At 36.5% G+C, this 13355-nt stretch carries 7 protein-coding genes and 1 pseudogene; all 8 read right to left on the reverse strand.

What is annotated here, in order from left to right:
• Positions 1-518: 518 nt before the first annotated feature.
• Positions 519-1124 carry an acyltransferase family protein gene (locus J9537_RS10080; protein ID WP_218256061.1) on the reverse strand — a complete coding sequence of 202 codons (606 nt, stop codon included), beginning with the start codon at positions 1122-1124 and terminating at the stop codon, positions 519-521.
• Positions 1125-1322: 198 nt separating this feature from the next.
• The gene (locus tag J9537_RS10085) at positions 1323-4307 is read right to left on the reverse strand and encodes an LTA synthase family protein (RefSeq protein WP_218256063.1); all 2985 of its coding nucleotides are present in this window, start codon (positions 4305-4307) and stop codon (positions 1323-1325) included.
• 106 nt (positions 4308-4413) lie between these two features.
• The gene (locus J9537_RS10090; protein ID WP_218256064.1) at positions 4414-6558 is read right to left on the reverse strand and encodes a glycosyltransferase family 2 protein; all 2145 of its coding nucleotides are present in this window, start codon (positions 6556-6558) and stop codon (positions 4414-4416) included.
• A 4-nt stretch (positions 6559-6562) separates the two neighbouring features.
• The gene (locus tag J9537_RS10095; RefSeq protein ID WP_218256066.1) at positions 6563-9724 is read right to left on the reverse strand and encodes a glycosyltransferase; all 3162 of its coding nucleotides are present in this window, start codon (positions 9722-9724) and stop codon (positions 6563-6565) included.
• 2 nt (positions 9725-9726) lie between these two features.
• On the reverse strand, positions 9727-10932 hold the full coding sequence (locus J9537_RS10100; RefSeq protein WP_028020287.1) for an ABC transporter ATP-binding protein: 1206 nt from the start codon (positions 10930-10932) through the stop codon (positions 9727-9729).
• Positions 10933-10946: 14 nt separating this feature from the next.
• Positions 10947-11759 (reverse strand): ABC transporter permease, encoded by an 813-nt coding sequence (locus tag J9537_RS10105; RefSeq protein ID WP_010745955.1) that lies wholly within the window; start codon positions 11757-11759, stop codon positions 10947-10949.
• Between the two features lie 337 nt (positions 11760-12096).
• Positions 12097-12738, reverse strand: a complete 642-nt coding sequence (locus J9537_RS10110; RefSeq protein ID WP_218256068.1) for a DUF2922 domain-containing protein — start codon at positions 12736-12738, stop codon at positions 12097-12099.
• 49 nt (positions 12739-12787) lie between these two features.
• Positions 12788-13171: pseudogene (locus tag J9537_RS10115) on the reverse strand (hypothetical protein).
• Between the last annotated feature and the right edge of the window lie 184 nt (positions 13172-13355).

The raw sequence follows: 13355 nt of genomic DNA on the forward strand, positions 1-13355 counted from the left end.
GATATGCCCTCTACATAACTCCAATAATTGATTGAGAATTCTGATCTCAAACCTTTAGAAAACTGGATACATATTAAAATTTGAATAAGCCTCAATAACAAAGCTTCGTCAACATCCAGTAAAGGAAGATTATGTTTTATCAATATCAAGTTATTTATTTCATATGGTATTTTAAAATAAATGAATTTCATTTTTTATGAATGTCCTTATTTCCGAAGCGATGAACTGCATTAAATATGCTAGTAACATTGTAGCTATAATGACTGAACATGCATACAACAAACGGTTTCCAATAAAAATTGTTTCGCTGCGAAATAGTTGAATAAATAATCCTTGGTACAAATATAGCTCAAAAGAGAAATTTTTTAATAGATAATATATTGGACTTTTAAAGGTTACTTTATAGCTAAAAAGGGCTACTAAAGCAACAAAAAAAAGAACTGAAAGTGACCGGATAAGTGGATGGTAAAATATTTCATCCGTATATAAGAAAAAACTAAATAACACTGCCAAGAATCCTAATGATACTCGATACCGTTTAAAGAAAAAGTTAGTAATATCGTACTCTTTTGCTCCCCAAATGACTCCCAAAGGAAAACAAAAAACAGCAGTAAATCGTTTTCCTTTCCTAATAAAGCACTAACGAAAAATGCAACATACAGATACATAATCATTATAGTAAACCAGCCATTTCCAACAAATGGATTTCCGTTTACTAGTGAGTACATTGCTGTAAAAAAGTTTAGTTCGCCAATCAGGTTTCGGTAAATAAAGTAAACAACCATCGCTAATAAAAATGGAATAAAAATACTCATGCCCTTTTTCTTGAAAAAAGTATCTAGATAGGAACGAGCTTTTTGTTTATATTGTTTGATTAATCCATATCCAGAGACAAAGAAAAATAATCCTACAGCTAATCTACCTGCAATTATCAACCTAGAGGATAAAAAAGAATCTGGATAGTCTCTAAGAATTTGCGACAAATGATGTAAAATCACAAAAAAAACAGCTATAATTTGCAAATTCGTCGTAGTTTCAACTGACAAGCTTTGATTTAAATAATCTGAATTTGCTGTAACAGTTGATATAATAAAAAAAATAATGATTAAAAAAATAAAATCCATTTTTCCAACACCCCTCATCCTAATATCTACATTGTAGCAAAAAGTACGAACTAATATAAGGATGTATCATTATAAAAAAGCGACACAAAAATCGCGTCGCTTTTCCTATTCAACTGATATAAAAACTAGAATTACTATAATAATCAAATTGCACTACCAAAAGAGAAATCAGCTATTTTAATTATTTAACCTTTACTCTCATTCAATTGTTTTTTTAGAAGCCCATTTTGCAGCATACTGTTTACCAGCGACTAAATCGTATTGAATCAACATATAATCACTTAACAGTTCCTTTTGTTTTTCTGAAAGATCAGTATTGTTGAATGTTTCATTTTTTGAATTAACAAATATTTTCTTATCATTATCTTTACTATTGCCATTTGAATCTGGATCATTTGTTGTTGCAGGAATTTCCTTTATAACTTCAGTTAATAATGCATAATATGGGGTTACCTTTATATTTGCTTGCTCCAGAGCTAAAGCAGGAAATGAATACGGCGAAACTAACTGATGAGAATTGTCATTGTGTTTATTTTGTATATACGAATTGTTATATACAAAATAATCCGTCTCTCTATATATCAGCGGATTTTTTTTTATTTCTTCTGTATTATAGATACTAGGAAAATGATCTCCGTACCACACTAAGGTAATAGGTTTTTCAATCTTATCAAGTTCCGCAATAAAATTATCTAACGCAATATCCGAATAATTTAACCCTTTCAAATAAGTTTTCATAGCAGAGTTATTAGCTTCAGGAATAGCTGCTCCACTAAAATCAAAATCATATTCTTCATAATAGTCATTATAAAGTGTATGATTTTGCATTGTTGAAAGTTGAATAAATTGAGTTTTATTATCGTTGTCATTAATTACATCCAATGTTTCCTTATATGCCGACTCATCCGAAACATAGGGGTTTTTACCAATCTTATCTGTGTATTTTAACCCATCAGGACTTTCAAGATAATGGAAACTGTTAAAACCAAATTTTTCAAAAACATCAATACGATTATAAAATGAGCCCAAATATGGGTGTATGGCTACTGCTGTGTCAAAAAGATTCAAAATACTTGGAGCCACATCTTGTTTAATAACTAGTTGCGTATAAGGGCTAGGCAAGGTTGCATCTAAGTTGCTCAAGTCCAAGCCTGTAAGTGTTTGCCACTCTACATTTGCAGTACCACCTCCATAGGCTGAGGATAGCATCAATCCCGAGGTTGTTTCCTTCGAAAGGTTCCTAACAAATGGTATTGGATCCTGTTTTAGAGACATATTCGGTAATCTTGATGGATCGCTAAAGCTCTCACTTAATACAAAAATTATCGTTTGATCTTTAGACCAATCGTTCCTAGTTTCATTAATTTTTTGCGCACTAATATTATACTTATTCATGATTTTTTCTAAATTTTCTTTGGTGTACCCTTCTGGTTCAGCCATTGCTTTTCCGACAATATTATTTATAAACTGAACTATTGGACCGTTAACTGAAGCCCCCCATCTTTGATTATAGAACATACGATTAATTTTAAATAATTGAAAGACTACATTGGAAGGCGAATTTGGTTGATTAACCCACAAAAGTCCCGATAGAAGAACACTAATTAATAAAATGCTAGTAATTCTTTTTTTATTGTCTATTTTCAAATTATATATTTTACTAGCACGTCGTTGAATTAACAATGTCGACATCGCTAACACGATTAAAACTGCCATAGCGATGAAAATGACTATAGGACTAACCATACCTAATATCTCATCAAGATTGGAAATAAAAACTAAATCAGATGGTAATATGGGTTCTCTTCTAAGCTGAATTTTTAAATAATTAGAGACAGTAACAAGAAGCTCAATAGTTAGAGTAAAACTAAAAGCGTACCAAAAACGTTTAGTAATCAGGAAAATTAATAGGAAAAAAAGCATAATTATAATTAAGTTCAAAACTAACTGTGTTTGTCGAAGTGTAAAAGTTACTAAAGCCGTTCTGATTAACGATTTTATATCCTTTTCTTCTGAAAATAGCAGCATTTGCATAGCAGTGAACAAGTAGAAAAATAGTCCAGAATAAATTAATTTTCTTCTTTCATATACCCATTGCTTAATTTTAAATAGACGATTAATTAATTGATCCCAATCAGAAATTTCTCTTTTCATTTTTATTTTTTTTAAAACAGGTATTTTAAAGAGCATAACCATAATTACAGAAATTATGGTAGAGAGAAATAGGTAAAGAAGGACTACAAAAATAATTCTTATTACCCAATCTAATGCAGAATCTGGAAATGCCTCTTTGTATTTTTTCGAGATATAATTAGTCATCGGTTGCCAATGAATTAATATTTGAGAAACAACTAAATAAGTAGAAATGTTTTTAAATATAGCTTTGAAAACATTAAATCGTTCCTCTAAAGTATGAAAAAAGATAAAACAGTTTAGTGAAAAAAATGCAGAAAAAAACGACCAAGGCACACTGAATCGAGTTGCGGTACTAACATCCTTATGAACAATCAATGAAACGTTAGTCATCAACAACACTAAAAAAGCAATAACAAATCCGCTAAAAATCAATTTCAGAAAAACATTTCGATATTTATCTATAATTTTATAGCGTTGTATTCCATATCCGACTATGAACAAATAAGCAATCCACAAGATACCTTTTCCCTCGGAGAAACCAAACAAATCTTTCCCAAATAGTGTTGGACAGATGACGAAAAGAATTGAAACTAAGATAAGCATATTCTTCATTTGAGAATTAGAAAGTTTATCTAATTTAGTTACAAGAAAAGAACTGAGTAGAAAAATAAGCATAAATGAAACTGCAAAGCCAAACATATTTTGACTTATGGGAAAGAATATTTTCCAGTAATCGCTCAAGTTAAGAGATTTACAAAATATATTGATTGCAAACGTAAGTATTAGATAAATCAAGTAGAACTTTGGTAATAGCTGTAATGGTTTCTTTTCTCTAATTTCATTCGCATGATATCCTAGGTATAGAGCTAAAAGGTTGCCTCCAATTGCAGTAAGCCCTACCAAAATATTATATATATAAAATCTTTTTGGATTTTGCGCATATTCAGGAATTACTGTAACTGAAACAAGGACATGTTGCATGATCATTAATATAGTTGCCATGCCAATTGTTAATATTCCATACTTATTACTTTTTGTAACTTTCATATAATTACACCCACCTTTCAAGAAGATGACTTCATACCAATACTAGATATGAAGTCATTTTTGTCTAAAAATAAATTACAAAATTCGATATCTAATATATCGAAAGCTACTCCCCCAACCTCACCGAAAAATCTCCGCCAACCCGTGTCAAATTCGGATTATAATACGGATCATTCTCAATATAGCCTGACCAAGTGTCTTCCATATACTTGGTTTCTTTTTCAAATCGTGCTTGTTTTTCTGGTGTGTTTTCGTAGCCTCGAGACTGAGATTCGAAGTGGTACAATTCTGCTCCGTGGAGCCACACATTGTTTTGGCCTTTCTCGTATTCTTTCAGGCATAAATCAACATCGTTGAAGGCCACAGTCAGCTCTTCGTTGAATCCGCCGATTTCAGCAAAGTCTTTGGCGCGAATCATTAAGCAAGCTGCTGTAACGGCTAAATAATCAACATTTATTTCCAATTTCCCGAAATAGCCGAAGTCTCCTCTTGGGAAAGTATGATGCCCATGACCGGCCGCCCCACCCATTCCTAAGATAACTCCTGCATGTTGAATTGTATTATTTGGATAATACAATTTTGCACCAACACAGCCGATTCGTTCGAATTGCGCGAAGGATACCATTTTTGTCATCCATTCTGGTGTGATCACTTCAGTATCATTGTTTAAGAATAGCAAATATTTTCCTTTAGCAACCTTCGCAGCTAGATTATTGATACGTGAATAGTTAAAAGGAATATCAATTGATTCCACAACAAAACGTTTGCCCAGTTGTTTTTGATAATCGGCATAGAGTTCCTGCATCTCAGGCCGATCACTGCCGTTATCTGCCATCACAATTTCGTAGTTCGAATAGGTCGTCTTTTCAATAATTGAATCGATACAGCGTTTCACATCGTCGTTGCCGTTGCGTGTAGGAATAATCACGCTGACTAGATCTTCGGAAAGGACTTTGTAGTCTACATCGTATAGTCCATTTCCTGCTGCATGATTCACAGTCGCTTGAATTCCTCGACGGGTGATCGCGTCTTGCACTGCTTTTAATCCAGCATCGAAGGCATAGCTCTTCGTTGATTGATCGGCAGCGGTCGAGCTTGGTAAAATACGCCAGTAGTATAGAATTTGCGGAATGTGCGCGATTCGATCAGCGGATGTTTGTTCAGTGAAGCGTAGGACTAGGTCGTAATCCTGTGAACCTTCGTAGCCTACACGGAAGCCGCCGATTTTTTCCATGATTGAACGGCGATAGACACCGAGATGGGAAATATAATTTGTTCCCAACAATAAATCAGGTGACCAGTCGGGTTTGAAGGCTGGATCAAACCGTTTGCCAGCCATATCGATCTTGTCTTCATCACTATAAATCAAGTCTAAATCAGCATTTTCGTTTAATCGCTTCGCTACTTCATACAAGGCAATCGGTGCTAACTCATCATCATTATCTAATAAAGCAACGAATTCACCTGTCGCGATTTCTAAAGCCGAATTTGTCGCCTTAGAGATGTGCCCATTTTCTAAACGGAAAACAATTTTGATTCTTGAGTCTTGTGCCGCATATTTTTCTAGTAGCGGTCTTACTGCGGCGTCTGTAGAATGATCGTCTGCCATGCACAGCTCCCAATTTGGATAGAATTGGTTCTGAACGGATTCGATACATTTGGCTAACCATTTTTCTTCCACATTATAGACGGGCATTAAAATAGAAATTACAGGTTGATAGCTGAAGTCCTGGATTTCTGCTTTGATTGAAGCGATATCCCAATTTTCATTTTCAGCAATCCACTGTTGGTAGCTTTCATCGGATTGTTTGTCCTGCTCCAACTTGATTCGACGTAGCGTACTTTTTAACCCATTGCGTTTTAGATAGCCCAAGCCTTTACGTGCTTTCCCATACAAAGATTGGAGTTGAGACGGCTGCTTCGGCTCTTTCGCGATATTTTCGTTTGGGATAAAAGCTTGCGTCTGTTTTCCCGCTTCAAATTGGAACTCGATGGACACTTGTTCTGCCGGGTCTTTGACTTCGACCTTAAGGTTAAAACCCATTTGCAGACTGGCACTGGTTTTATGTGCGGCAGCTACATCTGAGCGAGAATACCATTCGATTTTCTGGCTAGTTGTATTTCCAGCAAGTACTTCAACCGTTGGTACCTTTTTCGAAACTAGATCCAAAGCCCAGCCAGTGATCTCTAACTGCTTTGTTTCTGGATGAAAACTGCATTGATCAATGCAAACTTGTTCATTTTTTGCCATCGGATTAGCCTCCTATGCTGAATTGATTTGGATTGATCAATGGATCGTTCAATTCTTCAGAATATTTATTAGTCAAAGCCTCGTAGGCCTCTTTTTTTACATAAAAATGATTTTCGCCAGGATAACGAACTTCAAAGTACGGATCAAAAATCAGTTTCTTATTTCCTTGCGCTAAGCGAATAGAAAAATCGATTCCCTTAATTGCTGCTGGCAAGTTTAGATCAAAACCGCCTAATGCCAAAAAGTCTTCCTTGCGAAGAATCAATGCATCTTCTGTTGCCGTGTAGATCTCACGCGGCAGCGCTGGACGAAAATAGGTTCCGATCGTCTTATTAGAGAGTCCCTGCTGTTCATAAACAATCCGCTCATTCGCAGGATCTATAATGACACCGCAATTCAAAATCGCGTCATCTTTGCTGATGACTTTACCGGCAACCGCGCCTGTATGTGGTAAACGAACAAAGTTCATCGCTTCTTTTAGCCAAGTGTTTTGTGTTGGTGCTAGGTCTTCTGCTAAAAAGACTAAAAATTCACCTGCTGCTTCATCAGCCAATTCATTTTCGTTCTTGCCTGTCAAGCTTCGGACACGCTCATCTGTTGCTTTAGCAGTATTTGTCAGAATTTCAAAATCGTTCCATTCTGTTGCAAGCAGCGATTCCAGCTGTTTCTCCCTTAATTGTCCGTTTACTATGATGGAAACTTTGGGTTCTCTTTCATACTTAAAATCAATTTTGTAGGCGCCATAATTTTTAGTCATAGTAACCACACCATCAAGTTGACGCCGGTCAAGTGCTGCCTGTACCGCATTCTGTCCAGCGACATAAGCATATTCTTTACTTTGAGGATCCATCGCTACAGAGGTTTCGATGGTGCGCCAATGATAAAGAATATTTGGAATATGATAGATTTTTTTAGCCGCTTCGGTAGCTCGTAAGACAAAGTCGTAGTCTTGACTGCCGTTAAACTCTGTTCTCAGACCGCCAACAGTTTCTACGATAGAACGCTTCACCACTACAAAATGAGTAATATAGTTATGCCCCAATAGCAGAGTTTCATTCCAATTCGGTTTGAAAAATGGATCGAAGCGTTTGCCGCTCATGGATAATTTATCTTCATCTGTATAAATAAACTCTCGTTGTTGATCTTCATTTAATGCTTTCACTACGGCTAATAATGCTGTGTCCGCTAAAATATCATCATTGTCTAAAAAGCCAATGTAATCGCCAGTAGCAATCTCGATCGCTGAGTTTGTCGCTTCTGAAATGTGTCCGTTCTTTTCTCGCAGCACGATTCTTACTCGCTCATCCGCTGCTGACAGCTCCTGCAGTAACGGTTTAATATGCGCTTTTGGTGACGCATCATCCGCTAAACATAGCTCCCAGTTTGGATAAACTTGATACGTCAACGATTTCACGCATGCTCGCAGCCATTTTTCGTCTACATTATAGACAGGGACCACTAACGAAATTTTCGGTTGGAACGCTAATTCTTTTGATACTTCGATTAATTGCGTGCGTGTAGGTTCTTCGATCTTAGTCATCCACTCTTCATAGTCAGCACTTTGCTGTTTTGAACGTTGATAGTTTTTCACCGCACCAGAAAAGCCATTGCGCCGAATAGAACCAAGTAAGTGTCGAATTTTTCTTGTGACTGGTGTCGTAGCAGCTTTTGCTTGTTTCGCGACAATTGGATAAACCTGATCTTGATCATCTATTACCAGCAGTTTAATCTCTTCTAATATTTGCAGCTCTTTAATGGTTAAAATAAAACCGAATTTTTCTGTTGAATCCACGCCGAAGACTTCGTTCACGTCCGGACGATAGATCGCGTTAACCTGTACCTGATTCATTGAGTAAGCCAGTAAATAATCTAACGGCAGATGTGTCTTTTCTGAAAAGCCCCAGCCTTTGATAATCGCTTCGTTCTCATTCTCATTATTTTCAATTGACTCAATCGTCAGTTTGATTCCTTTGAGCTCCTCGTTGGCTTCCACAAAAGGAATATTCTTCAATTGGTATTGATACTGATCAAAATAGTTTAACTTCAACGTCAACAAACGATTTTTGGCTTTCTCATTTGCGACATCTTCCATTACTTTCACTTCAGAAGGGAAGAATTCTTCTTCATTTAATACGTTGACATTCACGGTATATTCTTTTCCTGCTACTTTCGAACCGTCAATTACTACATAAGGTTCTTCGGTAATATCTGGAAACATTAAAAGATCCTCTTGATACCAAGAAGCATTGGTTTCTTCGATCTCTAGTAATTTATTGTCAACGACGACAGACAATTGAATCGCAGCGGGAACTTTCCCAATTACGATTCGTAATTTTTCTGTATTCGCTGGTGCGTGATGAGTCGTTGTTTTGTTTTCATCTGTCTGATTATTAAAAATATACGGCTCTATTTCAAACTTTCCACCAATCAAATAAGCTAGCTGCATCTGCTTATTATAGTTAGAGTTGATTGGTTCCACTCGTTCAGGCTCTTCTACAGGCTCTTTACGCAAGGCATAAAAATATTGGTAGACTTCACCAAAGGGACGATTTTTAAAATCATAGCGCACCATTTGCGGCAATTCCTCATAGCTTGCCGGCAGTTCATTTTGTCCTACCTGGGAATACGTGAAATCTTCTCGACGAATCGACAACCCAATCCGCTCAAACAACTCTTCAAATCCATGCTGGGTATAAAAACTATTATGCGTTTGGTCTAAGAGGCCATATTGCTTCCAGCCTAATTTATTATTGAAAAGGTCAATCAGCACGGAGTTATGCGCCAAATTTGGGAAAGTTAACAAAATTTCCCCATTTGGTGCTAAAAACTTACTTGCCTCTTGAAGTGCCTTTTCTGAATCCGTTAAATGCTCTAATACATCAGCAAATATAATGAAATCAAACTTTTTACCTGAAAAGTGATCGTTCCATTTATATTCTTCGATGTTTCCTAAAAAGCCGTCCTGGGCAAAGCCCATGACGTGCTTAAATAAGACCGGATCAAATTCAACGATCGCTACTTCACATTTTTTTTCATTGATTAAATATTGGGTCATGCGCCCATTTCCGGGACCAAATTCTAAAACAGCAGAGCCATCCGTAATCTGACTGATGATTTTCCCCACACTTGTATGTTCCTCAAGCGACAAATCAAAATCATACTTCATAATTAAATCGTATCCTTCCACTTATGATCCAAAACAACGATGCCTTCGCCGACATATTTACCAGAGATAAACATTGTCAGATATCTTGTTTTGTACACTAACGGCACCGTTGCATTTTCTTCAAAAAGGGCGACATCGAAATAATACTCGCCACCTAGAAGTGCCATTTTTTCATATTCTAAATAGAAGACATTCTCTCCCTTTTTCCAAGGAATGGATTCTTCATCTAATAACGTATTCAAGCCACATACATAATTATTGTCTACCGTTCGGATCGCCACGCCAAGTACTGGCTTCTTAATTGAATCGTCTTTGACATTGTATGTTACCTTAACTACAACTTTGCTATCTTGCTCAACGATCTCTAATGGCTGCAAATCACCATCCAATAATTCTGCAGATTTTACTTCTACAATGTCATAGGCAGAAAAGTCTTCTGAACTAGAATTGTCTCGATCGACTGTCTTCAATGATTTCTTCTTCAAGAAATTTTCATAGGTCTCAGTAATTTCCATCGTTTCACCTTCTGCTTCGACCACACCATTCTTCAACCAATACACACGGTCACAGAAACGGCGAACGGCATTCACATCATGAGAAACGAATAGGATCGTCTTACCTGCATTGCGTAATTCCGTAAATTTTTCCATACATTTTAATTGGAATTCCAAGTCACCGACGGCCAACGCTTCATCGACAATCAAAATATCAGGATCCACATTGATAGCTACAGCGAAAGCTAGGCGCACGAACATCCCGCTAGAATACGTTTTTACCGGCTGATACAAATGATCGCCAATATCTGCGAAGTTGATAATATCATCTACTTTGTCTTGCATTTCTTCGCGTGAAAAACCTAAAACCATCCCGTTTAGAAAAATATTTTCGTAGCCGCTGTATTCAGGATTGAATCCTGATCCCAGCTCTAACAAAGCTGCAATATTCCCTTCAATCTTGACCTCACCTTCTGATGGAGTTAATACTCCTGTGATGATTTTTAAGATCGTTGATTTCCCTGAACCATTTTCACCGATGAAACCAATCATTTCACCTTTTTTTACTTCCACGTTGACATCATTCAAGGCATAAAAAACCTCATGGTACGTTTTTCTTGTCGGACTCAATGCTTCCTTTAAACGGTCGGAAGGCTTTTTATACATATCATATTTTTTCGTTAAGTGGTTGATCTCAATTACTGTTTCAGTCATTTAGCTTTATCTCCTTATAAAACATCAGAAAAATGTGGTTTCAAGCGTTTGAACACGATGCTTCCAACCACTAGTAAAATCAAAGTTACGACCCAGAAATAGATCGTCAGCAAAGGCTTCTCCCAAAACCATTGCTCGCCAAAGAAGGCGTCTCGATATCCTTGGACCACATAGAACATTGGATTGAATTTTAAAATAAATTGAATCGTTGGATGTGCCGCAAATTGATTGATGCTCCATAGGACAGGTGTCCCCCACATCAAGGCTTGCATGATCACACCAATAAACTGATTAATATCTGGGAAGAACGGTTGGATCGAAGAAGTGATCCACGTCAATCCCGTTAAAAACATCATCATAGCAAAAAGGTAATAAAACATCTGAAGAATGTGCAATCCTGGTGTGACATGATTAAATACGCCTACGATAAAAGCAATGATTATAAAAAACACATGCATATACAACGCAGAAAAGAGTTTTACAGATGGTAAAATACGAATATTAAATACCACTTTTTTTACTAAATAGCTATATTCTCGAAAAACATTCGTCGCGGACCCAAGGACCTCCGAAAAGTACATCCATGGAACCAAACCGGTTAACAGGAAGACAATAAAAGGATATTTTCCATCCGTCATAGCTGCTTTAAAGCCGACGCCGAAAACAAACCAGTAAGTCACTACCATCACTAACGGATTGGCGAAGGCCCAAAAGATCCCAAGAGCCGATCCAGCATAACGTGCCTTAAAATCATTAACGGAAAATTGTTTTAGTAAGGTGCGGTTTTGAAAAATCTCTTTAAAAAAACTCAGTAAGTCTTTGAACATTTTTATTCCTCTCATCTAACGCTTGATTTATTATTTCTACAGTTGATTAACGTTATTATTCTACAGAAAGATATATGTAAAAGCAAGATTATTAAGAAAAGCTTCGTTAAATCCAACTACTTCTGGAAAGCTTATTTTTACTTATTCAGCAAACACTATCTACACAGGAAGTTTTAGCATTCGACGTGTCCCTAGTCAGAAGCTTTTGAGAATCCATGATACGACAAATAGCCCGCCAAATTAGCGAGCTAAAATTTCTCTTAAGTTTTGACTTTATTGATTATTTTCTATACACCAACGTTGGATTTTTAACATGTCATCTCAAATTATTACTTCGCTACTCTCGCTTTCGAAGGCGATCCAGTAATCGCTTTCGTTTTTTCTTAGGCGGATCTAACGAAACTGCTGGAAGCTCTGCAGGATCAGCCAGATTTTCTTTAAGCTTTTCTGTCAAAATAAGTTTTACAGGCCTTTCACTCTCATCGAATTGAATATTTTCCAATTCATACTCGTTAGGCATGCAAGCAACTACTAAGGCAAAAACCTGCTCTTGAGTTATTTTTAAAGGATTCACTTCCACAGGCAGTTCGATCTTTTGAACCAACACACCAGGCTCTGGTCTTTCCTCCCAAACAACAAAGTCTTGAGAAGTGCCAGCATCCCCAAATTCCACTACTGATTCTTCAGAAGCTGTCACATTTTGCTCGGCTTCTTCCGTTTTATTATTTATATTAGATGATCGAGTAACTCCTGCATCAGTATTGTTATTAAAAATCTCTGTCTCAATGGTTTCGATCAAGGTCGCGTGCTTGACCTTTTTAAATAAGCCGACTCCTTTTTTTTCAAATAGGTTCAGCTTGGTTAATTTCGTTAAGGACGCTTTTATTTCCTCCCCAGTCTTCGTAGGGTCAAAGTGTTTGATTCGTAAATGCTGGGATTTCCCATCGCTATTTTCAAATTCTGCATCTAATGTGAACATCGCTTTCTTCCTCTCTAATTTTTTCGTGTTTTTCTAACTTTTTCTATCGTCATGATTTCACTAATCTCGCCAATGGCTCTTTAACAATTTGTGAATAAAGCGCTTTTATTTTTTCAGTAATAAAATTTTTCGCTGGAAATAATTTCAGAGATAACAGACGCCATTCTTTTTTATCGAAGTATTCTGCAAAATAATGATAAAAACGTCGCATCGTAGCCGATGAACGCGTGTGTAAGAAAATGTACTGCACTAAATCCTTCAGCAGCAGCGAGAAGTCCCCTTCACACAGTTCATCTCTTACCTACAGTACTAATAATAATTGAATCGTCCCATTACCGTCATGAGTTTCTTTGAAATAATTGTTTACTCGCTTTTCCAGTGTCCCTCTTTTTAGCTGGAACAGCTGTTGGCGATTTAATCCGTAATCTTCCATGGTCTCCTCCTTTTCCTTTTTAATAATTACTTTCACCTGAGAGCTCTACACAACTAAAATAAGCCTTTTTTAACGAGGCTTTCAACCCTTATTATTTATTTGGAATTAAGATAATGAAATACCTTGTACAAACGGACTGTTTCCAACGGCTTTCGTTTCATTAAATAATGATAAAAATCAAAAT

Origin of the sequence: Enterococcus raffinosus (assembly GCF_019175485.1) — a bacterium.
Lineage (GTDB): Bacteria > Bacillota > Bacilli > Lactobacillales > Enterococcaceae > Enterococcus_A > Enterococcus_A raffinosus.

What these genes read in the sequence shown, in the direction of transcription:
- J9537_RS10100 (WP_028020287.1), bottom strand. Translation starts at nt 10,932, where the DNA reads ATGACTGAAACAGTAATTGAGATCAACCACTTAACGAAAAAATATGAT.
- J9537_RS10105 (WP_010745955.1), bottom strand. Translation starts at nt 11,759, where the DNA reads ATGTTCAAAGACTTACTGAGTTTTTTTAAAGAGATTTTTCAAAACCGC.
- J9537_RS10090 (WP_218256064.1), bottom strand. Translation starts at nt 6,558, where the DNA reads ATGGCAAAAAATGAACAAGTTTGCATTGATCAATGCAGTTTTCATCCA.
- J9537_RS10095 (WP_218256066.1), bottom strand. Translation starts at nt 9,724, where the DNA reads ATGAAGTATGATTTTGATTTGTCGCTTGAGGAACATACAAGTGTGGGG.
- J9537_RS10080 (WP_218256061.1), bottom strand. Translation starts at nt 1,124, where the DNA reads ATGGATTTTATTTTTTTAATCATTATTTTTTTTATTATATCAACTGTT.
- J9537_RS10085 (WP_218256063.1), bottom strand. Translation starts at nt 4,307, where the DNA reads ATGAAAGTTACAAAAAGTAATAAGTATGGAATATTAACAATTGGCATG.
- J9537_RS10110 (WP_218256068.1), bottom strand. Translation starts at nt 12,738, where the DNA reads ATGTTCACATTAGATGCAGAATTTGAAAATAGCGATGGGAAATCCCAG.